The organism is Mesorhizobium sp. B1-1-8 (assembly GCF_006442795.2).
Taxonomy (GTDB): Bacteria; Pseudomonadota; Alphaproteobacteria; order Rhizobiales; family Rhizobiaceae; genus Mesorhizobium.
This window is the reverse complement of sequence record NZ_CP083956.1, coordinates 1,859,424-1,883,891: the sequence shown is the minus strand read 5'-3', so window position 1 is coordinate 1,883,891 and position 24,468 is coordinate 1,859,424. Positions and strand designations below refer to the sequence as shown.

Here is a 24,468-nt window from a genome sequence, read left to right as displayed (position 1 = left end):
CTATGGCTTCCGCAGCGCTCTTCGATCTCCTGCCAGATTTCGGCCCGCTCGCCGCACCCCGCGCCGGCCAGGCACCGGTGGCATCCGACACCGGGCACAAGGCCGACGCGCTGGCGCCGCAGGCCGACATCGGCGCGCTGATCGCCGAGGCGGTGGCCGACGCCGAAGCCGCGCTCGAGGCTCGCCTTGCGCTCGCTTATCAGGCGGCGCTCGAGGCCGAGCGGCAGGCCAATGACGATGCCGCGAAGGCCTTTCTGGAAAGCTTCGGCGGCGACCTCGGCGCAGCGGTGGCGACGCACATAGATGCCATGGAGGCGCGCGTCGCCGAACTCTCCGGCGCCACGATTGCCCGTATCATCGGCGGCATCGTCAGCGACGGCCTGCAAAAGCGCTCGCTCGCGGCCCTTGCCGGAACCATCAGTGCCGCGGTCGCCGACAGCGAGGCCGTGCGCATCAAGGTGCGTGGTCCGCTTTCGCTGTTCGAGCCGCTCAAGGAGGAGATAGGCGCACGCGCCGCCAACCTCGATTTCACCGAGGCTCCGACTTTCGACCTTACCGTGACCATCGATGAAGCGGTGTTCGAGACCCGCATCGCCGAATGGTCGGCTTCGCTGTCGGAGGTCTTGTCATGAGCGCTGTCGGCCACGGCGAAGGCGTCCACGAAATCATCATCGTCAAACGTAATCACGACGGTCACGACGAGGCCCATCATGGCGGCGTCTGGAAGATCGCTTTCGCCGACTTCATGACCGCGATGATGTGCTTCTTCCTCGTCATGTGGCTGATCAACGCCGCCAACGAGCAGACCAAGGCGGCCGTTGCCAGCTACTTCAACCCGGTCGAGCTGATCGATCGCAACTCCAGCCGCAAGGGCCTGGAGGATTTGGGCGACGGCCCAAGCAAGGTGGGATTGACCGCCGACAACCCGCAGGACGGCGCGAGCAAGGCGGGTGAGGACGGCAAGGGCGGCGCCGGCTCCTCCGATCGCCGGCAGACGAAGGAAGCCTCGCAGAGGTCCGATCTTTCCGACGAGCATCTGTTTGCCGACCCCTATGCAGTGCTTGCCGAGATCGCCACCGATACCAGCGTCATGCAGAACGTCAGCGCCAAGGGCGAAGGCGGCGCGCAGAACGCCGGTCCGGCGACCGGCGCTTCCGGTGGCGAATCCTATCGCGATCCGTTCGCGCCGGATTTCTGGTCGCAGCAGGTGGTTACCCCCGAGGCCGAAGCCAGCGCCGCGCGCGCCAAGGTCGAGGGCGATCCGGCCAAGCCCGGCGACAAGGTCGCCTTGGTCGCGGTGCCGAAGATCAAGACCGTTCCGCCTTCCCCACCGCCGACGGCCGCGTCGCCTGAGCCATCGGCGACGCCGGCAAAGCCGAATGCCGGGATTGCCGCCGCGGCCGATGCCAAGGCTGGGAAAGCCGGTGGCGAAAAGGTCAAGGGCGGCCAGGCTTCGGGCGAAAAGGCCGAAGTCGAGGCCGCCACTGGCGATGCCGCGAAATCCGAAGCCGCAAAGACCGAGGGGGACAAGGCTGGGGCGGCAAAGGCTGAAGCGGACAAGGCCGCCGACAAAGGCGAGAAAGCTCCGACCAGCGCCGCCCTGCAGACCGCCGCCGAGATCAAGCAGGAGCTGGCCAAGGCCTTCGCGCCGGGTGAAAAGCTGGCGGACGGCGTCTCCGTCGAGGCCACCGACAAGGGCGTCGTCATCTCGATCACCGACCAGCTCGATTTCGGCATGTTCGAGATCGGCTCGGCCGTGCCGCGTCGCGAGCTGGTGCTGGCGATGGAAAAGATCGGCCACATCATCAACGAGAAGAAGGGCACCATCACCATCGGCGGCCATACCGATGCGCGGCCGTTCCGCAGCGACACCTACGACAATTGGCGGCTGTCGACCGCGCGCGCCCACTCGGCCTATTACATGCTCGTGCGCGGCGGTGTCGACGAAAGCCGCATCACCGAGGTCGCGGGTTTCGCCGACCGCCAGCCCAAGATCGCTTCCGATCCGATGGCGGCGGCGAACCGCCGCATCGAGATCCTGATGGCGAGCGGCGGATGAGGGGCAAAGCCGCCATCGGCCGCGCCGTCGGCCTGTTGCTGCTTGCCGCCGGGCCGCCATCGGCGGCTTTCGCGCAGGACGCGTTGCAGCCCTACCAGCTGGTGCGTTCGCTGCAGCTGATCCAGGATCGCATCGCCGGCGGCGACCACGCCGCATTGCCGATGCAGGCCAAGCTCCTCGAAATGACCGATGCCAGGCTTCGTGCAGCCGATGCCGAGGATTTCAAGGACCCGAAGAATTTCCGCGCTCTGCTGGTTTACGGCATGAGCGGCGGCAATCCGGTCACCGTCGAGGCCGCGGCTTCGCGCGCCGCGACCGACCCGCAAAACCTTGCCATCGCCAAAGGCATCGTCGCCTATCTGAACGGTCAGCCGCACGCCGCCATCGAAATCCTGAGGCCGATCGACCCGATGAGCGTGCCGAGCGATCTCGGCGCCTTCCTGGCCCTGGTCAAGGGTTCGCTGCTTGCGACCGATGAGCCGGTCGCGGCGCTGACCTTGCTCGACGAGGCCCGCCTGCTCAGCCCCGGCACGCTGGTCGAGGAGGCGGCGCTTCGCCGTTCGATCGGCATCGCCGCGACGCAAGGCGATGCCGCGCGCTTTGCGCTCGCCTCGACCCAGTATGTGGCGGCCTATCTCTACTCGCCATACGCCAGCCAGTTCGCCGATTCCTTCGTCTCGGGCGTCATCGCACTGCATATGTCGATCAGCCAGGACAAGCTCGCCGACATCACCGCCATGATGGATCCCGAGCGTGAGAAGGTGATCTATCTGCGCATCGCCCGCCGCGCCGCGATCGACGGACTGGCGGACCTCTCCGCCTTCGCTTCGACCCGCGCCGAGCAAGGCCGCAACGGTGTTGGCAATCAGGAAGACCCACGCGCCCAGCTCTATTCGAGCCTGTCGACGGTGACGTCGCCGACCATCGACGACGTGCGCGCCAAGCTCGGCAGGATCGACCGCGGCAAGCTCTCCGAAAGCGACCGCGCCCTGCTCGATGCCGTGCAAGCCGTCGCCGGTGAGGTCGTGGCGCCGGTGCCGCCGACGGCCAAAGATGAAGCCGCGCCGGCCGGCTCCGCCAAAGCCGACAAGGCCTCTGCCGAGGCTGCGTCGGCGAGCCAGGCTGACGCCGATGCCTTGCCGCCGGTGGAAGGCGCGATATCCGAACAACCCGCGGTCGCGGCATTGGCCGACCCCGCGAAAGACGCGCCGGCAGTGGGACCGCCGGCCCCGCCGGCCACGGCACCATCATCCGCCAAAGCAGCAGCCACCGTTGCGGCACAGGCCGATGCGGCAGCTGTGGTGCCTGCATCGGCGCCGGCCGCCGGCTCGGGCCTTGATCCGCACGACCTCACCGACGCCGCGATGATCAGCGCGCGCCGCCAGCTCGACCAGATCGACCAGCTACTCGGAGCCGCTCCCAAATGACCAGCGTCAGCCAGGCCCTGCCGGGATTTGCTTCCGCCCCTGCCCAGTCGAAGCAGCACGCCGCCGGCGGCAAAGAGAAGGACCAGGGTTTCGACGAGATGGTGCACGGCGAAAATCCGGTTCAGCCGCCGGGCAAGCGCCCAGCTCCCCTCGCGCCAACGGACGCGCCTCAGGCCAGGCGCGCCGCCCCCCATCCGGGCAAAGCGGAACTCGACCAGGATGCGCAGGGACAGGCGGTGTCGCAGAAGCCGGTCGCGGGAAAGACCACGAAAGGCGAAGCCGATCGGCTGAAGGTCGCGGCCGGTGCCGATGCGGGGGCCGTCACCGATGCCGCACCGCTCCAGGACCGCCTGCCTTTGCTGATGGCGCTGAGCGACGCCAGGCATTTCGCGGCGTCGCCGGCCAGGGGCAACGGGGACTCCACCGCCGGGGGGCAGGAAGAGCTACAGGGCCTCGGCAGATCGGCATCACCGGACCCGCGCTACCATTCGGCCAAGCGGCCAGCGACGGACGATTCCACGGCCGCTGAACCGCGGCTGCGATCCGGTCGCGCGGCGATCGCGGCCGACACCTCCGGACCCGATTTCGGGCAGAAACCGGCAAGCGCCGGACCGGGCCTCGAATTTCCCGGCCGCCGTGACAACTCCGCCTTGCTGATGCCGGCCGATCGGACGCACGCTGATGCCGTATCGTCACCGCAACCCTGGCGCCCGGCGTCGAAGATCGCGCAGGCTGGCCAGTCCGTCGCGCAGGCCGGTCAGGTCAAGCCGTCCGCCACGCGCACGGAGGTGGTCAGCCAGCAGAGCTTCCCTGCGCCTGCGCAAAATCCCATGAGCCAGACGGCATCGGCGCTTGTTGACGCGATCGCTTCGGACACGGGCGTCCAGCAGGCGTTTTCAAACGCCTCGGTAGCCTCGCAGGCGACCAATGCTGTTGCCGTTCCGACACATGTCCTGAAGATCGAGCTTCATCCGGCCGAGCTCGGCACGGTGACCGCCAGCCTGCGGCTTTCCGGAGAGCAGCTTTCGATCGAGATGAAGCCCGAGACCCATGAGGCATATCGCCGTCTCACCACCGACAGCGATGCCATCATCAAGTCGCTTCGCGGTCTCGGCTTCGACGTCAATCATGTCACCATCCTGCAACCTTCGATAGCGGTGCATGCTGCTAATCGCATCGACGCAAACAGCGCGTTGCCGATGTCGACAAGCCGCGATCAGCCCTCCTTCCAGCCGGGGAGCTCGGGCGGCAACAGCGGCGGCGACCGGCAACCGGGGAGGAATGATGGCAATGGCCCACAGGAATTCGGCCGCGCGGCTTCGCCTCCTCGCGAGTGCGCTGGCGACGATATGTATATCTAGCCTCGGCGCCGGCGCCGCCATCGCGGCCACCAACCCTTGCGAGCCTGAGATCCTGCGCGCCGCCGATCGCTATGGCGTGCCGGCGGGAATCCTCTATGCGGTCGGGCTGACCGAGACCGGAGTAAAGGGCAGCCTTCAGCCCAACGCCTTGAATATAGAAGGAAAAGCCGTCTTCCCGCGCAGCCGTGGCGAAGCCCTCGCCACCTTCGAGAACGCTCGCCGCGCGGGCAAGACCTTGATCGACCTCGGCTGCATGCAGATCAACCATCGCTATCACGGCGATCATTTCCGCAGCATCGCCGACATGCTCGATCCGCACCAGAATGTCGACTACGCGGCGCGCTTCCTGGTCAGCCTCCATGCCCGCCATATGACCTGGTCGATGGCCGTCGCCCGCTACCATGCCGGTCCCGACAACGACCCCGCCCAGAAGGTCTATGTCTGCCGCGTAATCGCCAACATGGTCGCCACCGGCTTCGGCAAATGGACGCCCAACGCCGCCGCCTTCTGCAACCAATAGTTGCTACTCATATCGGTAACCGAACCACCGTCTTGGGGTGTACGTGCCGGCCCGGCATCGCCGGCGAATTGCAGTCGCCATTACACCCGCATGACCGCTTTTATTACGGCTCCCAAAAAAACTCCCAAGAAAATAGCTACAAGAAATGACGGTTTTCCACGATTCACGGCACCGGATACCGCTTTCCGCACGGGGCAAATGAAATGATTCGGAGGGCGGGCCGATGATCGTGATCGTTGATGAGCGAGAGCTCGTAACAGAGGGCTATAGCTCGCTTTTCGATCGCGAGGGGGTGGCCACAGCGGGCTTCGCGCCAGGCGAATTCGGCGAGTGGGTGAGTTCCGCCGCCGACACCGATCTGAGATCGGTCAGGGCTTTCCTCATCGGCGATTGCCGCGAAGGCGCCATCTCGCCGCGCCAGATCCGCGACCGCACCGGCGCGCCGGTGATCGCGCTCAGCGAACAGCACTCGCTGGAACATACGCTGCGGCTGTTCGAAAGCGGCGTCGACGACGTCGTGCGCAAACCCGTCCACATCCGCGAGATCCTGGCCCGCATCAGCGCCATCCGTCGCCGTGCCCATGAGGAAGCGGCGTACACCGAAGTCGGCGCCATGCGCATTTTCATGGACGGCCGCGACCCGGAGATCGACGGCGAGCCGCTGCCGCTGCCGCGCCGCGAACGGCGCATCCTTGAATACCTGGCCAGCAACCGCGGCCGGCGCGTGACCAAGACGCAGGTGTTCAACGCCATCTACGGCATCTTCGACGACGAGGTCGAGGAGAACGTGGTGGAAAGCCACATCTCGAAGCTGCGCAAGAAACTGCGCGAACGGCTCGGTCACGATCCGATCGATTCCAAGCGGTTCCTCGGCTACCGGCTGGTGTTTTGATGGCCGGCGCCGACGCCGCTCGCGCCAGCCTCGCGCAAGACACGAGGCATACCCTCAAAGTCTCTCAGACAAGCACCGAGGAGATGTATCGATGAGCCTCTACGGAATGATGCGGACCGGCGTTTCCGGCATGAACGCGCAGGCCAACCGCTTGTCCGCGGTGGCCGACAACATCGCCAACTCCGACACCACCGGCTACAAGCGCTCCTCGGCCGAGTTCTCGACACTGATCATGCCGACCACCGGCGGGGCCTACAATTCGGGCGGCGTGACGACGACGATCCGCTCCGCCATCAACTCGCAAGGTGTTTTGCAATACACCACTTCGGTCTCCGACCTCGCCGTCAACGGCGACGGCTTCTTCGTCGTGCAGGATCCGAGCGGCACGCCCTACCTGACGCGGGCCGGCGCCTTCGTTCCGGATGCTCAAGGGCGCCTGGTCAATGCCGCGGGCTACCAGTTGATGGCCTACAGCTACGCCAACGGCGAACCGGCCGCGACCGCAAACGGCTTCGAAGGCCTGGTGCCGGTGCAGATCTCCGACCAGGATATGACGGCGACGCCGAGCACGGAAGGCAATTTCGCCGGCAACCTGCCGGCCGGCGCGACGCCGCCTGCCGGTCCGCTGCCCTCCACCAACAGCGCGACCGCCGAATACACCTCGAAATCCTCGCTGGTTGCCTATGACAATCTTGGCAACAAGGTGCTGCTCGACGTCTATTTCACCAACACCGGCGCCGGCACCTGGGAGGTCTCGGTCTTCGACCAGTCGAAGGCGACGCCCGGCACCTCCTTCCCCTACACCGGCGGCGCGCTGGGCACCGCCAACCTCACCTTCGACACCACCACGGGCAAGCTCACCGGTGCGACCACGGGCATCTCCTTTACCGTGCCGAACGGCTCGACCCTCAACCTCGACCTCTCCAAGCTGACCCAGCTCGGCACCGGCTTCACCGTCTCCGATGCCAAGGTCAACGGCAATGCGCCGAGCGCGATCGAGAAGGTGCAGATCAGCGAGGACGGCATCATCTACGCGCAATACCAGGACGGCTCCACCAAGCCGCTCTACAAGATCCCGCTGGCCGACGTTCAGAGCCCCGACAACCTCACCGCCATGCCCGGCAACGTCTATGTGCAGAGCGCCGATTCCGGCGCCGTGCAGATCGGCTTTGCCAATGAAGGCAAGCTTGGTTCCGTCGTCTCCGGCGCGCTCGAAAATTCCAACGTCGATATCGCCGAGGAATTGACCAACATGATCGCGGCGCAGCGCAGCTACACCGCCAATTCGAAGGTCTTTCAGACCGGTTCCGACCTGATGGACGTCCTAGTCAACCTGAAGAGATAACCGTCGGGCGCCTGGCCCGTGAAAGACCCGCATGTCGCTTTCCACCGCATTGAGCATCGCCCAGTCGGCACTTCTGGCCACATCCAAGCAAACCAGCGTCGTGTCGCGCAATGTGGCCGACGCCTCCAACCCGGACTATGCCCGCCGCGTCGCCGTCGTCACCAGCACGGCGCCTGGCGCCCGATCGGTGGAAATACAGCGCGCCGCAAATGAGCTTCTGTTTCGGCAGAATCTCGCGGCGCTGTCGGCATGGAGCGGCCAGAGCACGCTTTACAATGGCATGGATCAGCTCGACCTATCGGTCAATGGCGTCGACAATGCGTCGTCCCCGTCGACGGCAATCGCAAATCTGCAGCAGCAACTGCAGCTTTATGCAACGACGCCGTCGAACCAGAACCTCGGCGCCAGCGTCATCGACGCGGCCAAGCAGGTGGTCAGCTCGCTGAACGGCGGCACCCAGGCGATCCAGGACTTCCGCACCCAGACCGATGACCAGATCGCCACGGCTGTCGACGACCTCAATTCGCTGCTCGGCCAGTTCCAGGATGCCAACAAGGCCGTCATCTCCGGCACCCGATCCGGCACGGACGTGTCGGACGCGCTCGACCAGCGCGACGCGCTTCTGAAGAAGATCGGCGAATACGTCCCCGTCTCGACCTTCACGCGCGGCGACAACGACATGGTCATCACCACCAAGGACGGCACGACGCTGTTCGAGACGGTGCCGCGCTCGGTGACCTTCACGCCGTCCGCGGGCTACACCGCCGGCACGCCCGGCAGCACGATCTACATCGACAACGTCCCGCTTTCCGCCGGCACCGGCGGCAATGCCAGCGCCGACGGCAAGCTTGCCGGCATGCTCATGCTGCGCGACGGCGTCGCCGCCACCATGCAGAGCCAGCTCGACGAGATCGCGCGCGGCCTGGTCACCGCCTTTGCCGAAACAGCGCCGGCCCAGCCCGACAAGGCCGGCCTGTTCACCTGGTCCGGCGCGCCGGCAATTCCCGCTGCCGGCACCCTGGTCAACGGCCTTGCCGGCACGATCGGCGTCAACGCCGCCTTTGATCCGAGCGCCGGCGGCAGCCCCTCGCTGCTGCGCGACGGCGGCGCCAACGGCGCGGCCTATGTCGCCAACACCGCCGGCGGCGCTTCCTACTCGGACCTCTTGATCGCCTACGGCGACAAGCTCGATCAGCCGATGGCTTTCGACACATCCGCCGGCATCAGCGTCACCTCCGGCGTCTCCGATTACGCCGCCAACGCCATTGGCTGGTTCGAGGGCGTGCGCCAGCAGGCCTCGACCAATGCCGACGCCAAGGAAGCGCTGGCCACCCGTACCGCCGAGGCGCTGTCGAACGACACCGGCGTCAATGTCGACCAGGAAATGTCCCTGCTTCTCGATCTCGAGCATACCTATCAGGCTTCCGCGCATATGATGAAGACCGTCAGCGACATGCTGGATGCCCTGTTGACCGCGGTAGGATAATTTATGAAAGCGACAGCCGTCTCCTCAGCTGCCATATCCAATGCCCTGCGCTATCAGCAGATGCGCATGCAGGCCGACCTCGTCAACGCGACCAAGGAATCGCAATCCGGCAAGGTCGCCGATGTCGGGCTGGCGCTCGGCGGCCGCACGACGCAGGCCGTCACCTTCCAGCGCGATCTCGACCGGCTGAACGGCATCGTCGATTCCAACGCGCTGGTCGCCGCCCGCCTGACATCGACGCAGGATTCGCTCGGCCAGCTCTCCGATGTCGCGCAAAGCTTCCTGTCGGCGCTGACCAGCGCCGTATCGGGCGATTCCTCGGCCAGCATCACGCAGACCGCCGGCGCCACCTCGTTGCAGCAGATGACCGGCATTCTCAACACCAGCGTCAACGGCGAATATCTGTTTGCCGGCACCAATACCGACGTCAAGCCGATCGATGATTTCAGCGCCTCCGGCTCGCCCGCCAAGGCCGCTTTCGACACTGCCTTCACCAGCTATTTCGGCTTCACCCAGAGCGATCCGGCAGCGGCCAACATCACCGCCGCGCAGATGGACGACTTCATCACCACAACGGTCGAGCCGCAGTTCCTGGGCGCGGGCTGGCAGGCCAATTGGTCGAATGCCACCGACGATCAGATCACCAGCCGCATTGCGTTGAGCGAGACCGCCCAGACCTCGGTCAGCGCCAATGAGCAAGGCATCCGCAAGCTCGCCATGGCGGCCGCCATGGTCAGCACGCTGTTTACCGGCAACATCAGCCAGCAGGCCCAGACCACGGTCGTCAGCCGCGCCCAGAAGCTCGTCGGCGAGGCCATCGGCGGGATCGTCCAGGTGCAGTCGGAGGCCGGTCTTGCCCAAAAGCGCGTGTCCGACGCCAGCGATCGCATGAAGACGCAGGTCGACCTGTTCGAAAAGCACATCATCGACCTCGAAGGCGTCGATCCGGCGGAAGCCGCAACCCGCGTCGCCGACCTGACGCAGCATATCGAGACATCCTTCGCGCTGACCGCGCGCCTGCAGCAGCTCAGCCTGTTGAACTACCTGACCTGACAACCCGGAACGCCAGAGCTTCCACCATGTACCAATTCTCCTACGCCGACATCCAGACCGACTCCGTCGCCGATGCCAAGGACCGGGAGCGTCAGTTGCTGACGCGCTCGATCGACATGCTGTCGGCGGCCGCGGCCATCGGCCACGGCTCGATGGAAGCGGTCGAGGCGCTGCATTTTACCAACCGCATCTGGACCACCTTCGTCGAGGACCTCGGCTCCAGCGACAATGCCTTGCCAAAGGAACTGCGCGCCAATCTGATCTCGATCGGCCTGTGGCTGCTGCGCGAGACGGAGGATATCCGGCAGGGCCGCACCGACAATTTCGAAGGATTGATCGAGGTTTCCCAGATCATCCGAGACGGCATCCAATGACCAACACGCTGAAGATCTCGCTGAAGCCGAACGAGAAGATCTACATCAACGGCGCCGTCATCCGCGTCGACCGCAAGGTCACCATCGAATTGATGAACGACGTGCAGTTTCTGCTCGAAAGCCATGTCATCCAGGCCGAGCAGGCTTCGACGCCGCTCAGGCAACTCTATTTCATCGTGCAGATCATGCTGATGAACCCGTCGGGCGCCGCCGCGGCCCGCGACATGTTCCGTCGCTCGCTGCCCATGCTCATCGCCAGCTTCGACAACCAGCAGATCTGCAATGCATTGAAGCAGATCGACCGTATGGTCGGCGAGGATGAAATCTACGAGGCGCTGAAGGCGATCCGCGCGCTCTACCCGCTCGAGCGCCAGGCGCTGGACGACAGCGACGACATTCCGGAAGCGCCGCGCGCGCTGGCTATGGGAGCATAGGCACCGATGACCGTGGACATGACGACGAGCATTCCGACCGGCGCCAACCAGGCCAGCCAGCAGACCTCGAAGACGGCGGTCGACTACCAGTCGTTCCTGAAGCTCCTGATCGCAGAGATGAAGAACCAGGACCCGACCAAGCCGATGGATTCGACGCAATACGTCGCCCAGCTCGCCACCTTCTCGCAGGTCGAGCAATCGGTCCAGACCAACAGCAAGCTCGACCAGATCATGCAGTCCTCCGCGCTGTCGCAGGCCGACGCGCTGATCGGTCGCTCGATCACCTCGGCCGACGGCAAGACCACGGGAACCGTGGCTTCCGTGAAGCTCGCGAGCAGCGGCCTGATCGCGGTGCTGCAGGACGGCACCGAAGTTCCCGTCGGCGCCGGCGTCTCGATCAAGCCGGCCGCATGAACGAGGCCGATGCGCTCGATATCGTCCAGTACGCGGTGTGGACGGTGCTTACCGCATCCGCGCCGGTGGTGCTTGTGGCGATGGCGGTCGGCATCGGCATCGCGCTCATCCAGGCGCTGACGCAAATCCAGGAAATCACCCTGACCTTCGTGCCCAAGATCGTCGCCATCATGCTGGTGGTGGCGCTAACCGGCCCATTCATCGGCAGCCAGATTTCGGCCTTCACCAACGTCATCTTCGAGCGCATCGAGCACGGCTTCTGAGCCGCGACGCTGTTCGCGGCCGGCGCCATGCGCGCCTTGGCGGGAGCCCGAAGGTGGCTTGCGGCCAGGCTTGTTGCGGTTAGATTGTAGGCCGCGCCGGCGTTAGCCGGCGCCTTCGATCTTCAGGCTATCTTCGGGAAGCGATGCATCAGGCAAAACCGGCCGACGGGCCATGTGCGGAATAGCCGGCGTCTGGCGAAAGCGCGATCCGATCGTCTCCGGCGATCTCTCCGACATTGCCGGCATGATGCAGGCGCTGGCGCATCGAGGCCCTGACGATCACGACAATTGGAACAATTCAAGGCTGGCGTTCGGCCACCGCCGGCTTACCATCATCGACCCCTCGCCCGCCGCGCGCGAGCCGATGCTGACGACCGATGGCGAGGGCGTCCTTTGCTACAATGGCGAGGTCTACAATTACCGCTCGCTGCGCAAGACGCTGGAAGCCGAAGGCCTGCAATTTCGCACGGTCTCCGACACCGAGGTGGTGCTCCAGGCTTTGCATCATTGGGGGCCGGACAAGGCCGTGCCGCTGTTCGACGGCATGTTTGCCTTCGCCTATTTCGATGCCCGCGACGGCGCGTTGTGGCTTGCCCGCGACAGGCTGGGCATCAAGCCGATGTCGGTCGCCGAGACGGGCGAGCGGGTGCTGTTTGCCTCCGAGGACAAGGCGATCCTCGCCTGTCACAATTTTCCGCGCCGGATCGATGCCCGCGAAATCACCTTGCGGCTTGCCTGGCAAAGCCGCGATTCCAGCTACAGCATCTTCGAAGGCATCGAGCGGCTGCCGCCCGCCGGCCTCTGGAAGGTCACCGATGTCGGCATCGAGAAGCGCCGCTTCTGGCATGTGCTCGACGTGCTGGAGACCTCGCGCATCGTCAATGACCGCGGCTCCGACGCCGAGCATATGACGATACTTGAGGCGCTGCTCGAGCAGAGCGTCGACCTCCACTGCATCGCCGATACCAGCCTCGCCACCGCCTGCAGCGGCGGCGTCGACTCCGGCCTGATCACGGCGCTTGCCAAGCGCTTCAGGCCTGAGATGCACGGTTACGTCGTCGACCCGCAGCTCGGCCGCAGCGAAGCGCAAGATGCCGAGCGGACCGGCCGCCATGTCTGCGTCAGCCTGCGCCGGGTGCCTGTCGACAGGGAGCGGTATCTGGAGCTCTGGCCACGGGCGGTCTGGCATCTCGAGACTGATGGCTGGCACGCCAGCCATGTCGGGCTGCTGGCGCTGGCCGAGCAATGCCGCGCCGACGGCATCAAGGTGCTGCTCACCGGCGAGGGTTCCGACGAACTCTTCGGCGGCTATAAATGGCAGGCGTCGACGATCAGGCTGTGGCGCCAGCCCTGGTTTCTGCGCCTGTTTCGCTCAAAGGCCAGTCTCGACCGCAAATTCAGGCAGCTGCGCCATGCGCCGTTCCGGAACTCGTTCGGCCGCGGCTCGCCCTGGGACCGCAACATCGCGCTGCGAGCCCTGTCGCCGGAGCTCAACTTCCTGCAGACGAAATTGTTCGATCGGCTCGACGGCGTGACCCCTTCCGGCGACCGCGCCTTCCTGGCCAGCTGCTTCTACGATCTCTATTCGCATCTGCAGGACCTGCTGCATCGGCACGACCGCCTGAGCATGGCCGCCTCCGTCGAGCTCAGGGTGCCATTCCTGGAAAACCGATTGATCGACTTCGCGCTGCATCTGCCGAGGCGGCACAAATACCGCAACAGGACCGGCAAATGGCTGCTGAAAAAGATCGCCGAGCGCCACCTGCCGCACGAGAATATCCACGCGGCAAAGAACGGCTTCGAAATGTCCGATGCCTTTACGGCCGGCACGCACGGCCTGCTGCGCGGCGGCTTCCTGCGCGACGCCATGAAATGGTCGGCAGCAGAGCTGGACGATCTTGTCGACATGGCCAGGAGCCACGAACCGTCGAGGCTGCGCCTGGTTGGTATGGAGATGCTGCTCAGGCTCTATATGGGCGGCGAGACGACAGGCCGGCTGACCGAGGCGCTGCATGCCGAGGCCAGGGCCGCGAAATGACCGGAGGTTGGTCCAGACCGGCAAGATGCTTGGCTTAAAGCTACGCCGACGCATTTTCGCCTTTGCCTTCCTGTTGTTGGGCCGCGATCCTTGGCGAGTCGGCCAAGGCGAGGCCAATGGCGCGGCGAGCGGACGACAGCGGGTGAAGGCGGGACAGCGGCCATGATCGACGACGAGCCGGAAAGCGAACGCGCCTCGGCGCTGGCGCCGTTCCGGCACGGCATCTTCCGGGCCGTCTGGGCGGCCAGCCTGGTGTCGAATTTCGGCGGCCTGATCCAGGGCGTCGGCGCCGCCTGGATGATGACGACGATCGCCACCTCCTCCTATCAGGTGGCGCTGGTCCAGGCCTCGACCACCTTGCCGATCATGCTGTTCGCGCTGGTCGCCGGCGCCATCGCCGACAGCTTCAACCGGCGCAAGGTCATGCTGGTGGCGCAGACCTTCATGCTCGTCGTCTCGGCTTTGCTGACGGTGTTCACCTGGTACGGCTGGATGACGCCGTGGACGCTGCTTGCCTTCACATTCCTGATCGACAGCGGCACGGCGCTGAACAGCCCCGCATGGCAGGCTTCCGTCGGCGACATGGTGCCGCGCACCAAGGTGCCGGCGGCGGTGGCGCTGAACTCGCTTGGCTTCAACATCACGCGCAGCGTCGGCCCGGCCATCGGCGGCGTCATCGTCGCCGCAGCGGGTGCGGCGGCGGCCTTCGCCGCCAACGCCGTCAGCTATATCGGTCTGATCGTCGTGCTCGCCCGCTGGAAGCCGGACGTGCCGGCGCAGACGCTGCCGCGGGAGTCGCTGGGTGCCGCGATGGGTGCCGGCCTGCGCTATGTCGCCATGTCGCCCAACATCGCCAAGGTGCTGGTCAGAGGCTCGGCCTTCGGTTTCAGCGCCGGCGCGGTGCTGGCGCTTTTGCCGCTGGTGGCGCGCGACGTCATCAAGGGCGATGCGCTGACCTACGGCATCATGCTCGGCGCTTTCGGCATAGGCGCGGTCGGCGGCGCGCTGATCAGCGTGCGGCTAAGGCAGTTGCTCTCCAGCGAAACGATGGTGCGCATGGCCTTTACCGGCTTCGCGCTCTGCGCCTTCAACGCCGCCGTCAGCCACAGTGCCTGGCAGACATCGGCCGGGCTGCTGATCGGCGGCGCCTGCTGGGTGATCGCGCTCTCGCATTTCAATGTCACGGTGCAGATGTCGACGCCCCGCTGGGTCGTCGGCCGCGTGCTGTCTATCTATCAGACGGCTACCTTCGGCGGCATCGCGCTGGGCAGCTGGGTCTGGGGCGTCGTCGCGGACGCCCATGGCGCGCAGACCGCGCTGATCGCCGCTGCGATCGCTATGCTGGCGGGCGGCGCCATCGGCTTCCTGCTGCCGCTGCCGCAGCAGACCGCGCTCAACCTCGATCCGCTCAATCGTTTCAAGGAGCCGATGCTGGCGCTCGATCTGAAGCCGCGCAGCGGCCCGATCGCCATCATGATCGAATATGTCATCCGCGAGGAGGACGTGCCGGAATTTCTCGCCACCATGGCCGAGCGCGGCCGCATCCGCCGCCGCGACGGCGCCCGCAACTGGACGCTGGCGCGTGATTTGGAAAATCCATCCGTCTGGATCGAGCACTACCACACGCCGACCTGGGTCGAGTATATCCGCCACAACAGGCGCGCCACCCACGCCGACGCCGTGGTCGGCGAGCGTATCCGGGCATTGCACAGCGGCGAGAGTCCGCCGCGGGTGCGCCGCATGATCGAACGCCCGACGACGGCCGGCACGGCGCTTGTTTCACCCAAGGGACCGATTGATCACTGAGACGGGTCAGTTTCCGGACTGGATCACGTAGAGCTTGCGCGTCGTCTCGTGGATCAGCCATTCGCCCTTCCATCCGCGAGGCAGGACAAGCAGATCGCCCGGTCCCAATTCGCGCATTTCGCCATCGGCGCGGCTCACTTCCGCCCGGCCCGAAATGATGTGGCAGATCTCCGACGAGCCCGAGCGGTCGGCGGTGAAGCGGCCGGGCGTGCATTCCCAGATGCCGATATCGATGGTCCCGTCCGGCGACTGGAAGAAGGAGCGGGCAGCTTCCACCTGATCCCCTTCGACTGAGGTCGGCTTCGGTGAAAAGGCGCCGATATCGGCCTTGGCGAGGTCGTGGAAAGTCCAAAGGTCGATCAAGCTGGTCTCCATGGATCAGTGGCCTGTGATGCTGTCGGCCAGGGCGGCAAGCTTCGAGGTGTGCACAAGTCCCGCAGCCTCGCGGCTATCGGCGATGCGGTACAGCTGGTACATCGAATGCACACCGAGCCAGCGGAACGGCTCCGGCTCCCATGGCCTGACCTTGCGGTTAACCCAGGGCAGCTTCGTAAGCTCCGTGTTCTGGCCGAGGATCAGGTCAGCCAGCGTGCGCCCGGAGAGGTTGGAGCTGGAGACGCCGAGCCCGACATAGCCGCCAGCCCAGCCGATGCGGGTCCCGGGGTCGAGGCCGACCGTCGTGCACCAGTCGCGCGGCACGCCGAGCACGCCGCACCAGGCATGCTCGATGCGGCACGCCGTGGTCTGCGGCAAGAGCGTCGTCAGGATCGTGTGCAGCTGGTCGATCGTCGCCTGCTGCGTCTGCCCGTTGATGTCGGTGCGCGAGCCGTAGCGGTAGGGCACGCCGCGTCCGCCCATGGTGATGCGGCCCTCGCGCGTGCGCTGTGCATAGCAATAGGTGTGCGCCGCATTGCCGAGCAGTTCATGCCCTTCCCAACCGATCTCGCGCCAAAGCTCGGGCGACAGCGGCTCGGTGACGATCTGCGCGCTGTTGAGCGCCAGCCATGTCCGCTCCTCGCCCGGAATGCCGGCGGTAAACCCCTCCGTCGCGCGAATGATGGTTTCTGCGCGCACGGTGCCGCGGTCCGTAATCACCCTGCCTTCGGCAATGGATGTCACGGTGGTCTTCTCGTAGATCGGCACGCCGAGCCGCTCGACCGCTTCCGCCAGCCCGCGCACCAGCTTGGCCGGCTGCACCCGCGCCTGGCCATTCACGACGAAGCCGCCCAAGACATTCTTGATATTGATGCGGGCGCGAGTGGCCGCAGCGTCGAGCAATTCGATACGATCCGGGTCGGCATCCCAGGAGCGAATGGTCTCGCAGTCCTCGCGCACACGTTCGAGCTGCGCTGGATTGGTGGCGACCGTGAGATTGTCGACCCGGCGGATATCGGCATCGATGCCTTCCGCCGTCGCCACGCGGATCACTTCGTCGACGCATTCGGCCATCGCCTTCTGCATGGCGGCCACGCTTTGCCGTGTCGAGGTCTTGAGATATTTGTCGCGCGACCAGCCGAAGCCGCCCGACAGCCAGCCGCCATTGCGTCCCGAAGCGCCGAAACCGGCGAACTCGCGTTCAAGCAGGACGATGCGAAGCGAGGGCTTCGCTTTCTTCAGGTAGTAAGCGGTCCAAAGCCCCGTATAGCCGGCGCCGACGATCGCGACATCGGTTTCGAGGTCGCCGGGCAAAGGCGGACGCGGAGCCGGAACCGCGCCGAGATCCGCATACCAGAACGAGATGTCGCCGTTGCGCTTGACTTGCATGGGATGGTTTCCGCCAAGCAATTCCAGGAAAAGTGTGAAACGGTTTTCCGTCCGGAATTGCGTTAAAACAAAGAGATGTTCAGGTGAGCGTGGTATCGGCCGTGCTGTCGTCGGCCAGCAGCTTGGCGTCGGCGCCGTCGAAGCAAAGCTCCACCTTTTCGCCGAGGTTAAAACTGTCGCCAGTCAGCGGGGAGCGCACGATGGCTGTCGAGCCATCGGCGAGCTTCACTTCATATTTCGATCCGGAGCCGAGATAGATCGCTTCGGCGATCGTTCCCGACAACCGGTTGGCGCCATTTGCTCCGTTTTGCCCAGGCCGGCGTATGGCGAGCTTTTCGGGCCGCAGCAGCATGACGGGGCTGGCCTCTCCCGCTATCCGGCGCGGCGCCGTCACCGTCTCGCCGGCGACGGTCAGCGCGGTGCTGGTTCCATCGCTTCTGGCTTGCCCGCGCAGCACGGTGGAATCGCCGACGAAACGGCCGACGAACAGCGTCGCCGGCTCGTCATAGAGCTGCCGGCCGGTGCCGACCTGCTCGATGTGCCCGCGGTTGAACACGGCGATGCGGTCCGACAGCACCAGCGCCTCTTCCTGATCATGTGTAACATAGACGAAAGTGGTGCCTAGCTCGCGGTGGATACGCTTGATTTCCAGCTGCAGCCATTCGCGCAGCTTCTTGTCGAGCGCGCCGAGCGGCTCGTCCATGAGAAGCAGCGGCGGGTCGAAGACGATGGCGCGCGCCAGCGCCACGCGCTGCTGCTGGCCGCCCGACAATTCGCTCGGATAGCGATGCGCGAAGTCGCCCATCTTGACCATATCGAGCGCCTTCGCGACACGCGCCTTGCGCTCGTCCGCCTTGATGCCGCGCAGCGTCAGCGGATAGGAGACGTTGCGTCCGACTGTCATGTGGGGAAACAGCGCATAGTGCTGGAAGACGACGCCGATGTTGCGCTTGTGCGCCGGCACGCCGACGACGTTGTTGCCGCCGACCAGGAGCGTACCGCTGGTCACGTCGGTGAAGCCGGCGATCACATTGAGCGTCGTCGTCTTGCCCGAGCCGCTAGGCCCCAGCAGCGTCATGAATTCGCCGGGCTCGATCCGCAGCGAGACGCCGTCCAGCGCCTTGAACGCGCCATAGGCCTTGGTGATGGCCTCAAGGTCGATCGCCGCGCCGCGATTTTCCTGCTTCGGGTTCATAAGGCTCCCTTCCGGTCGTGGCCAAGAAGCAACATGCCGCCGCCGATCAGCAGTGTCGTGGCGCAAAGCAGGATGGTGCCGACGGCCGCGACCGTCGGGTCGGCGTCACGCGTGATCGAGGAGAAAATCTGCACGGGCAAGGTCTTGAGATAGGGGTTCGTGATGAACAGCGACACGACGATCTCGTCGAACGACGTCGCAAAGGCAAACAGCAGGCCCGACAGGATGCCTGGCAGGATCAGCGGCAGCGTCACCGTGCGGAAGGTGGTGAGCGCGCCGGCGCCGAGGCTTGCCGCCGCCGTCTCGAGCCGTCTGTCGAACACTTCGAGATTGGCCGAGACGGCGATCAGCACGAAGGGCAGCGCCAGGATGGTGTGGGCAAGCACGAAGCCCGGCAGCGTTCCGACGAGATGGGCGTCGAGATAGACGGCGTAGATGCCGATCGCAAGCACCACGCCCGGCACCACCATCGGCGTCAGCATCAGCATGCGCAACAAATTGGCCGGCCGCGCCTTCATGCGGTCGATGCCGAAGGCGGCGAGCGTGCCTAGCGCCGTCGCCAGCACCGCCACCAGCGAGGCGACTTTCAGCGAATTCAGGAAGCTGTTGAACCATTCCGGATTGGTGACGAAATTCTGGTACCACTGCCATGAGAAGCCTTGCGGCGGAAATGCCAGCGACTTGTTCTCATTGAAGGACATCGGCACCACGACCAGCGTCGGCGCCACCAGCCATATCGCCACCAGCAGGCAGACGAGGCCGAGAATGACGCGGGTGAGCGGCTTCATCTCCATCAGCGCCGCCCCGCTTCCCTGTGCCGTGACCGCATCACCGGTGCCGCCAGCGCCAAGAGCACGAAGGTGGTGACCAGAAGCACCACGCCCATGGCGCCGCCGCGTCCCCATTGCAGAAGGCTCAGCACCTGGGTCTGCACCAGCGTCGACAGCATGGTCGAGCGCGGTCCGCCGAGCAGCGCCGGCGTGATGTAGAACCCGAGCGCCAGGATGAAGACGATGATCGCGCCGGCATAGACGCCCGGCAGCGACAGCGGCAAATAGACCGTGAAGAACGCACGGGACGGTCTCGCACCCAGGCTCTGCGCCGCCCGCATCAGCCTGAGGTCGATCCCCTTCATCACCGAATAGAGCGGCAGGATCATGAAAGGCAAAAGCACCTGCGCCATGCCGATCACCACGCCGGTCTGGGTGCGGATCAGTCGGATGCCCGACAAGCCGGCCGAGCGGAGCAGCGAATTGATGACGCCCGAATCCTGCAGCAGGATCACCCAGGACAAGGTCCGCACCACGCCGCTCACCCAGAACGGGATGAGCACGCAGAGCACCAGCACGAGCCGGACGCGCGGCCCGACCGCGGTCATCAGATAGGCATAGGGGTAGGCGCAGGCCACGCAGACCAGCGTCACCCACGCCGAGATGGCGAAGGTGCGCTGGAGCACTGCGAGGTTGACGGGCGCGCCGAAGAACCAGGTGTAGTTCTGCACGCCCCATTGCGGTTCCGACAGGCTGCGCAGCACGATGGTGACCAGCGGATAGCCGATCACGGCGGCCAGCAGGATGAGTGCCGGCAAGGTGAGCGCGAACGGCCGCCATGCCCACTCTGCCCGTCTCCCGGCGGCAGGCGTCGTCAGCTCGATCGCGCTCACGGTTCGTTTCTCCGTCGGCCGATCAGTTGCCGGCCATTAGCGCCGACCACTTTTCCTGCGCCACCGGGAAGTTCTCGACCCAGAACTTGACGTTCTGCTTGTAGCCCTGCTTCTGGCGCTCGGGCGTGTTGGTCAGGAAGGCGGCGACGGAGGCATCGACCTTCGGCTGCGCATCGCTGTTGATCGGCGTGTAGGAGGTCTTCTCGGTCAATACCTCCTGGGCATTCTTGCCGAGATAGGCATTGAGCAGCGCGTAGGAGGCGTCCGTGTCCTTGACGCCGACCGGGATCGTCATCTGGTCCATCACCACCAGCCAGTCCTGCCAGGCGGGCGCATATTTGGCGCCGTTCTTGACCGCGGTCATGGCGCGGCCGGTCCACATCATCAACATGTCGGCCTCGCCGGATTCGGCGAGTTGTTGCGACTCAGCACCCGTCTTCCAGTAGATCGTGTCGGGGCCGAGCTTGCGGATCACGTCGATGGCCTTGTCGATATCGGCTACCGTCATCGCCTTCGGATCGCCGCCCGCTGCCTTGAAGGCCTGTTCGAGCAGGCCGCCGGTCGGATCGCCGGAACCGTCGAGCCCGCGCACACCCGGGAATTTTTCGGTGTCGAAGAAGTCGGCCCAGCTCTTGGGCGGGTTATCCTTGTACTTCTCCTTGTTGTACATCAGCACGACGCCATAGTTCATCGCCGGCACCGAACATTCGCCGACCTGGCCCGCGGGCACCTTCGAAACGTCGAGCTTGGTCAGGTCGAGCTTCTGGAACAGCTTGCCGCAATAGACATAAGGCGGCAGGTCGGCGGTATCGACGACATCCCAGGTGACATTGCCGGATTCGACCTGTGCCTGCAGCTTGGCGATTTCGGTCGGACCGTCGTTGAGCAGCTTGGCGCCGGACTTGTCGACGAACTCCTTCAGCGCCGCCGCCTGGCCGTCCTGGTAGATGCCGCCATAGGAGACGAGCGTCAGGGTTTTGCCCTTCAGCGATCCTTCCTTGACCTCACCCGCCACTGGCTTGTCCTGCGCGAAGGCCGCGCCTGTCAAAATGCCGAGCGCCAGAACGGCGCCGATGCCATATCTCGATTTCAGCATAATCGTAACTCCTCCCATTCATGCTCGCGTTTGATCGGACTACCTGGCCGCGAGCGGTTTCCAGGCCGTGTATTGATCGAGTTCGGCACGCGCCGAAGTCGGCGGCGCGATGATCCACATCACCTCGGCCCGGCCGCTGCCGATGTTTTCAGTACGATGTGGTGTCGAGGTCGTGTATTCGACGCTGTCGCCCTCTTCGAGGACATGGCGAGCCTCGCCGAGCGAGACCTCGACGATGCCGCGCAGCACGACCAGCATTTCATGCGCATCGCCATGCGTGTATTGGCCGGAGCCGGTCGAGCCGCCGATTTCCAACTCCCCGACATAAACTTCCATGTCGCTCAACGGAGGCCGCGAAAGCAGCATCTTGCGGCAGCCGTCGCTGGGCGGCAGGCTTGGCCGCTCGCTGCGCCTGAGCACGCCATGACTTTGCGTGGCGCTTTCCTCGAACAGCATTGCAACGCTGACCCCGAGCGCGGAGGCCATCTGGTTGAGCGATGCGGTGCTGGCGCCGGTCAGGCCACGTTCGAGCTGGCTAATGAAGCTGGCGCTGGTCCCTGTCGCCTCGGCGAGCTCACGCAATGATAGCCTTCGGGCAAGACGAAGGCTCTTGAGCCGCATGCCCAGCACCTGTTGCGCATGTATCGCGGCCGAGCCGGCGCCGTTTGCTGCCGTAGCCTGGCCATCATCCGAAGCCTTGGGCACCGCGTCTTCCTCCACTTAACGATTTGTACAGTACCACTGTACAACTGGCACGGCGCCAGGCCTGCGTCAGCGTTTGGGCCAGGCTTGCGAGTTGGAGGGTATATCTGTGGGAAGACGCGGCGGCGGATCGACTGCGCGGGAGGTCTCGCTACCCCTCGCCAGAAAGATCGCGGCGCGCCTTGTCGAGTTCTTCGGCATAGCGCCGCATCAGATGGCTTTCGGTGAGCAGGCCGAGCACGATGCGGTCGTCGAAATCCTCGACCACGGCCAGTTCCTCGGCGCCGGCGCGTTGAAACGTCTCGGCGGCGGTTTGGACGTTCATCGACGGCACCAGCACCGCGTCCTTGAACCGGGCTAGTGCGCTTACGGGCGTCCCGCCGTCGGAGAGGTCGCTGTGCAGTTCGGGCACAAGCAGCACGCCGACATAATGCTGCCCCTGCTCGACGGCGATGACGCGCTGCGCCGAGCCGAGCGGAACTTCCTGGCGGAAATCGGCAAGCGTCGTTGCGGCATCGATGGTGCGGACATCCTTGCGCATCATCGACCCCGCGGTCAGGCTGCGCATCCAGCCGACGTCATGGGCGCTGCGGATCGTCTCGCCGCGCAGATGGAAGCGCCAGGTCGAGAACGAATAGCCGAAGGTCTCGCGCACCAGGATCGCCGACATGATCGACGCCGCCAGCACCACGCCGGTGAGCGTCAGGTCGCGCGTCGATTCCAGCGCCAGGAAGGTCATGGTCAGCGGCCCGCCGACGACGCCGACCGCGAGCGAGGTCATGCCGACGACGGCGGCGACCGCCGGATCGATGCCGGTCGCCGGCGACGCCAGCGCCATGACGCCGGCAAACAGCTTTCCGAGCAGCGCGCCTAAAAACAGCGACGCAAAAAACAGGCCGCCGCGGAAGCCCGAACCCAGCGAGATCGCCGAGGCCGCAAGCTTCAGCACGAAGACGCTGGCCACCGCGCCGAGAGCGTAGTTCATGGCGAACTCGCGGTGCAGCGCGCCATGTCCGCTGGACAGCACCTGCGGCGTCACCAATCCCAGCAGGCCGACGACGATGCCGCCGAGGAACGGCCTGACCGAAGCGTCGATCGAGAGCGTTGCAAAACCGCGCTCGACCATGCTCACCAGATACATGATGGCGATCGAGGCGGCACCGCCCAGCAGGCCGAGCAGCAGGAACGGCACATACTGGCTGGGCGTCAGCGTCGGCAGGCCGGACAGCTCCAGCGGAAACGGCGCGCCGCCGAAAACTTCCGCCGTGAGCGAGGCCGAGATCGCCGCCGTCATCACCGGCGCGACATTGGCGACGGAATAGATGCCGATGACCAGCTCGAAGCCGTAGAAGGCGCCGGTCAGCGGCGCATCGAAGGCGGCGGCGATGGCGCCGGCGGCGCCGCAGCCGACCAGGATGCGGACATCGTTGCGGCGCAGCCTGAAGGCCCGCGCCAGCCTCGAAGCGACACCCGAGCCGATCTGTGTGTAGCCGGCTTCAAGTCCGACCGAGGCGCCGAAGCCGCTCGAGATCATGGTCTGGGCGACGATGATGAAGGTATCGGTGAGCGACATTCGCCCGCCATAGAGCGCATTGGCCTCGATCGGATCGACGGGGGTACGGAATTTGCTCTTGCGCAGCCAGATCACCGAAAGGCCGAGCAGCAGGCCGCCCATCGCCGGATACGCCGCTTGAACCGGATCGGTCAGCGAAAACATCGCCGAGAGCCGGCCGCCCGGCTGCACGTCGAACAGCAGATAGTGCATGCCTTGCACCAGTCCGCTCATGCCGGTGACCAGCGCGCCCGCCATCACGCCGACAACGCCAGCCATGACGACGATGACGATGCCCCGCGCTTCCAGCACCGGGATCGAATTGATCAGCACCGCGCGAAGCCGGCGGGCATAGACTTGCGGTTCGTTTCTGGCAGGCAACGGAGCGGCTCGCCGATATGCGAAGGGATGGGAAGCTGCCGTGCCTGATACGCCCGGCGGCATTGCGTGGCAACCGCAATGCCGACCGCTTGTGGCGCCATTTTGGCGTTGCACGGAGATATAGACTTAGTCAGCTACGGGGATGGTCAGTGGGCCACAGTCATCCCCCGCGACGAAGATCGCCAGCAGCTCCGCCGGCTCCGTGGCGCTGGCATTCTCAGCGAAGGCGTGGATCGCGCCCGGCGCTTCGAACCAGGTCTGGCCCTGCGTATAGGTCACCGCCGGACTGCCTGCGAGCGCAGCGCTCCCTGATGACGAAAGCGGTGACGGAGCCCGGATGACGATGTCGCGGCGTGTAGGCATTGGGCGGGAATTCGACCAGCGCCGTGGTGATCGAGTGGCCCGGCACATTCGGCAGCTTTTCGCAGGAGAGCGGCTTCACCGTGGTGGTCGGACGCGCCGTCGCCCCCTGCCCGGCATCGGCCCCCATCATGTGGATATGCGCGTCCATTCCACCTGAAGCGGTGATTGCCCTGTTGTGCTGGACTACGGCAATGCCGAGCAGCCCGGCAGCGATGGCGGTGACTCCGAGCGGCGCCAGGCTTCGCGGAGAGACGTCTTCGGTCATGACGGCAACTCCTTC

Annotated in this window: 24 protein-coding genes; 15 read left to right on the top strand and 9 right to left on the bottom strand. The window is 65.4% G+C overall.

Annotation, left to right across the window (positions count from 1 at the left end; all coding sequences use genetic code 11):
• Positions 1 to 2: 2 nt before the first annotated feature.
• From FJ974_RS09210 to FJ974_RS09140, 15 genes are all read left to right on the top strand, one after another.
• Complete coding sequence (locus FJ974_RS09210; protein WP_140529922.1) at positions 3 to 632, top strand: hypothetical protein; 630 nt, start codon at positions 3 to 5, stop codon at positions 630 to 632.
• Positions 629 to 2,059 carry a MotB family protein gene (locus tag FJ974_RS09205; RefSeq protein ID WP_140529921.1) on the top strand — a complete coding sequence of 477 codons (1,431 nt, stop codon included), beginning with the start codon at positions 629 to 631 and terminating at the stop codon, positions 2,057 to 2,059. The genes FJ974_RS09210 and FJ974_RS09205 overlap by 4 nt, the downstream gene beginning before the upstream one ends.
• A complete protein-coding gene (locus FJ974_RS09200; protein ID WP_140529919.1) occupies positions 2,056 to 3,486 on the top strand; it encodes a chemotaxis protein MotC in 1,431 nt (476 codons plus the stop codon). Before FJ974_RS09205 ends, FJ974_RS09200 begins: the two co-directional genes overlap by 4 nt.
• Entirely contained in the window at positions 3,483 to 4,847 is a 1,365-nt protein-coding gene (locus FJ974_RS09195) for a flagellar hook-length control protein FliK (protein WP_140529917.1), read from the top strand. Before FJ974_RS09200 ends, FJ974_RS09195 begins: the two co-directional genes overlap by 4 nt.
• Entirely contained in the window at positions 4,777 to 5,367 is a 591-nt protein-coding gene (locus tag FJ974_RS09190; RefSeq protein ID WP_140529915.1) for a transglycosylase SLT domain-containing protein, read from the top strand. The genes FJ974_RS09195 and FJ974_RS09190 overlap by 71 nt, the downstream gene beginning before the upstream one ends.
• A 223-nt stretch (positions 5,368 to 5,590) precedes the next feature.
• Positions 5,591 to 6,259, top strand: coding sequence for a response regulator transcription factor (locus FJ974_RS09185; RefSeq protein ID WP_140529914.1), 669 nt, complete (start codon positions 5,591 to 5,593; stop codon positions 6,257 to 6,259).
• A gap of 91 nt (positions 6,260 to 6,350) precedes the next feature.
• Entirely contained in the window at positions 6,351 to 7,604 is a 1,254-nt protein-coding gene (locus FJ974_RS09180; RefSeq protein ID WP_140529912.1) for a flagellar hook protein FlgE, read from the top strand.
• Between the two features lie 31 nt (positions 7,605 to 7,635).
• Complete coding sequence (gene flgK, locus FJ974_RS09175) at positions 7,636 to 9,090, top strand: flagellar hook-associated protein FlgK (protein WP_140529910.1); 1,455 nt, start codon at positions 7,636 to 7,638, stop codon at positions 9,088 to 9,090.
• 3 nt (positions 9,091 to 9,093) lie between these two features.
• Positions 9,094 to 10,143, top strand: a complete 1,050-nt coding sequence (locus FJ974_RS09170; protein WP_140529908.1) for a flagellar hook-associated family protein — start codon at positions 9,094 to 9,096, stop codon at positions 10,141 to 10,143.
• A 26-nt stretch (positions 10,144 to 10,169) separates the two neighbouring features.
• Complete coding sequence (gene flaF / locus FJ974_RS09165; RefSeq protein WP_140529907.1) at positions 10,170 to 10,517, top strand: flagellar biosynthesis regulator FlaF; 348 nt, start codon at positions 10,170 to 10,172, stop codon at positions 10,515 to 10,517.
• Positions 10,514 to 10,951, top strand: coding sequence for a flagellar biosynthesis repressor FlbT (flbT, locus tag FJ974_RS09160; protein WP_140529905.1), 438 nt, complete (start codon positions 10,514 to 10,516; stop codon positions 10,949 to 10,951). Before flaF ends, flbT begins: the two co-directional genes overlap by 4 nt.
• A 6-nt stretch (positions 10,952 to 10,957) precedes the next feature.
• Entirely contained in the window at positions 10,958 to 11,365 is a 408-nt protein-coding gene (gene flgD, locus FJ974_RS09155; RefSeq protein ID WP_140529904.1) for a flagellar hook assembly protein FlgD, read from the top strand.
• A complete protein-coding gene (fliQ, locus tag FJ974_RS09150) occupies positions 11,362 to 11,628 on the top strand; it encodes a flagellar biosynthesis protein FliQ (protein ID WP_027165133.1) in 267 nt (88 codons plus the stop codon). The genes flgD and fliQ overlap by 4 nt, the downstream gene beginning before the upstream one ends.
• A gap of 172 nt (positions 11,629 to 11,800) precedes the next feature.
• Positions 11,801 to 13,666, top strand: coding sequence for an asparagine synthase (glutamine-hydrolyzing) (asnB, locus tag FJ974_RS09145; protein ID WP_140529902.1), 1,866 nt, complete (start codon positions 11,801 to 11,803; stop codon positions 13,664 to 13,666).
• 162 nt (positions 13,667 to 13,828) lie between these two features.
• Entirely contained in the window at positions 13,829 to 15,472 is a 1,644-nt protein-coding gene (locus FJ974_RS09140; protein ID WP_140529901.1) for an MFS transporter, read from the top strand.
• Positions 15,473 to 15,478: 6 nt separating this feature from the next.
• On the opposite strand, the gene FJ974_RS09135 is transcribed toward FJ974_RS09140, so the two are convergent.
• The 9 genes from FJ974_RS09135 to FJ974_RS09095 form a co-directional block, all read right to left on the bottom strand.
• On the bottom strand, positions 15,479 to 15,847 hold the full coding sequence (locus FJ974_RS09135; RefSeq protein ID WP_140529899.1) for a cupin domain-containing protein: 369 nt from the start codon (positions 15,845 to 15,847) through the stop codon (positions 15,479 to 15,481).
• Positions 15,848 to 15,850: 3 nt separating this feature from the next.
• Positions 15,851 to 17,236: an NAD(P)/FAD-dependent oxidoreductase gene (locus tag FJ974_RS09130; protein WP_140529898.1), complete on the bottom strand. Its 1,386-nt coding sequence runs from the start codon at positions 17,234 to 17,236 to the stop codon at positions 15,851 to 15,853.
• Positions 17,237 to 17,315: 79 nt separating this feature from the next.
• Positions 17,316 to 18,431, bottom strand: a complete 1,116-nt coding sequence (locus tag FJ974_RS09125; protein ID WP_140529896.1) for an ABC transporter ATP-binding protein — start codon at positions 18,429 to 18,431, stop codon at positions 17,316 to 17,318.
• Complete coding sequence (locus FJ974_RS09120; protein WP_140529894.1) at positions 18,428 to 19,225, bottom strand: ABC transporter permease; 798 nt, start codon at positions 19,223 to 19,225, stop codon at positions 18,428 to 18,430. Before FJ974_RS09120 ends, FJ974_RS09125 begins: the two co-directional genes overlap by 4 nt.
• Positions 19,225 to 20,094: an ABC transporter permease gene (locus tag FJ974_RS09115; RefSeq protein ID WP_140529893.1), complete on the bottom strand. Its 870-nt coding sequence runs from the start codon at positions 20,092 to 20,094 to the stop codon at positions 19,225 to 19,227. The genes FJ974_RS09120 and FJ974_RS09115 overlap by 1 nt, the downstream gene beginning before the upstream one ends.
• Before the next feature lie 22 nt (positions 20,095 to 20,116).
• On the bottom strand, positions 20,117 to 21,190 hold the full coding sequence (locus FJ974_RS09110) for an extracellular solute-binding protein (protein WP_140529891.1): 1,074 nt from the start codon (positions 21,188 to 21,190) through the stop codon (positions 20,117 to 20,119).
• A 39-nt stretch (positions 21,191 to 21,229) separates the two neighbouring features.
• Positions 21,230 to 21,895: a helix-turn-helix domain-containing protein gene (locus FJ974_RS09105; protein WP_140529889.1), complete on the bottom strand. Its 666-nt coding sequence runs from the start codon at positions 21,893 to 21,895 to the stop codon at positions 21,230 to 21,232.
• A gap of 148 nt (positions 21,896 to 22,043) precedes the next feature.
• Positions 22,044 to 23,825 carry a chloride channel protein gene (locus FJ974_RS09100; protein WP_140529887.1) on the bottom strand — a complete coding sequence of 594 codons (1,782 nt, stop codon included), beginning with the start codon at positions 23,823 to 23,825 and terminating at the stop codon, positions 22,044 to 22,046.
• A 217-nt stretch (positions 23,826 to 24,042) separates the two neighbouring features.
• Positions 24,043 to 24,453, bottom strand: a complete 411-nt coding sequence (locus FJ974_RS09095) for a hypothetical protein (protein WP_140529886.1) — start codon at positions 24,451 to 24,453, stop codon at positions 24,043 to 24,045.
• Positions 24,454 to 24,468 lie beyond the last annotated feature (15 nt).

Bases quoted from the DNA above. Each gene is read 5' to 3' on its own strand.
- FJ974_RS09210 (WP_140529922.1), top strand. From the start codon at position 3: ATGGCTTCCGCAGCGCTCTTCGATCTCCTGCCAGATTTCGGCCCGCTC.
- FJ974_RS09205 (WP_140529921.1), top strand. From the start codon at position 629: ATGAGCGCTGTCGGCCACGGCGAAGGCGTCCACGAAATCATCATCGTC.
- FJ974_RS09200 (WP_140529919.1), top strand. From the start codon at position 2,056: ATGAGGGGCAAAGCCGCCATCGGCCGCGCCGTCGGCCTGTTGCTGCTT.
- FJ974_RS09195 (WP_140529917.1), top strand. From the start codon at position 3,483: ATGACCAGCGTCAGCCAGGCCCTGCCGGGATTTGCTTCCGCCCCTGCC.
- FJ974_RS09190 (WP_140529915.1), top strand. From the start codon at position 4,777: ATGGCCCACAGGAATTCGGCCGCGCGGCTTCGCCTCCTCGCGAGTGCG.
- FJ974_RS09185 (WP_140529914.1), top strand. From the start codon at position 5,591: ATGATCGTGATCGTTGATGAGCGAGAGCTCGTAACAGAGGGCTATAGC.
- FJ974_RS09180 (WP_140529912.1), top strand. From the start codon at position 6,351: ATGAGCCTCTACGGAATGATGCGGACCGGCGTTTCCGGCATGAACGCG.
- flgK (WP_140529910.1), top strand. From the start codon at position 7,636: ATGTCGCTTTCCACCGCATTGAGCATCGCCCAGTCGGCACTTCTGGCC.
- FJ974_RS09170 (WP_140529908.1), top strand. From the start codon at position 9,094: ATGAAAGCGACAGCCGTCTCCTCAGCTGCCATATCCAATGCCCTGCGC.
- flaF (WP_140529907.1), top strand. From the start codon at position 10,170: ATGTACCAATTCTCCTACGCCGACATCCAGACCGACTCCGTCGCCGAT.
- flbT (WP_140529905.1), top strand. From the start codon at position 10,514: ATGACCAACACGCTGAAGATCTCGCTGAAGCCGAACGAGAAGATCTAC.
- flgD (WP_140529904.1), top strand. From the start codon at position 10,958: ATGACCGTGGACATGACGACGAGCATTCCGACCGGCGCCAACCAGGCC.
- fliQ (WP_027165133.1), top strand. From the start codon at position 11,362: ATGAACGAGGCCGATGCGCTCGATATCGTCCAGTACGCGGTGTGGACG.
- asnB (WP_140529902.1), top strand. From the start codon at position 11,801: ATGTGCGGAATAGCCGGCGTCTGGCGAAAGCGCGATCCGATCGTCTCC.
- FJ974_RS09140 (WP_140529901.1), top strand. From the start codon at position 13,829: ATGATCGACGACGAGCCGGAAAGCGAACGCGCCTCGGCGCTGGCGCCG.
- FJ974_RS09135 (WP_140529899.1), bottom strand. From the start codon at position 15,847: ATGGAGACCAGCTTGATCGACCTTTGGACTTTCCACGACCTCGCCAAG.
- FJ974_RS09130 (WP_140529898.1), bottom strand. From the start codon at position 17,236: ATGCAAGTCAAGCGCAACGGCGACATCTCGTTCTGGTATGCGGATCTC.
- FJ974_RS09125 (WP_140529896.1), bottom strand. From the start codon at position 18,431: ATGAACCCGAAGCAGGAAAATCGCGGCGCGGCGATCGACCTTGAGGCC.
- FJ974_RS09120 (WP_140529894.1), bottom strand. From the start codon at position 19,225: ATGGAGATGAAGCCGCTCACCCGCGTCATTCTCGGCCTCGTCTGCCTG.
- FJ974_RS09110 (WP_140529891.1), bottom strand. From the start codon at position 21,190: ATGCTGAAATCGAGATATGGCATCGGCGCCGTTCTGGCGCTCGGCATT.
- FJ974_RS09095 (WP_140529886.1), bottom strand. From the start codon at position 24,453: ATGACCGAAGACGTCTCTCCGCGAAGCCTGGCGCCGCTCGGAGTCACC.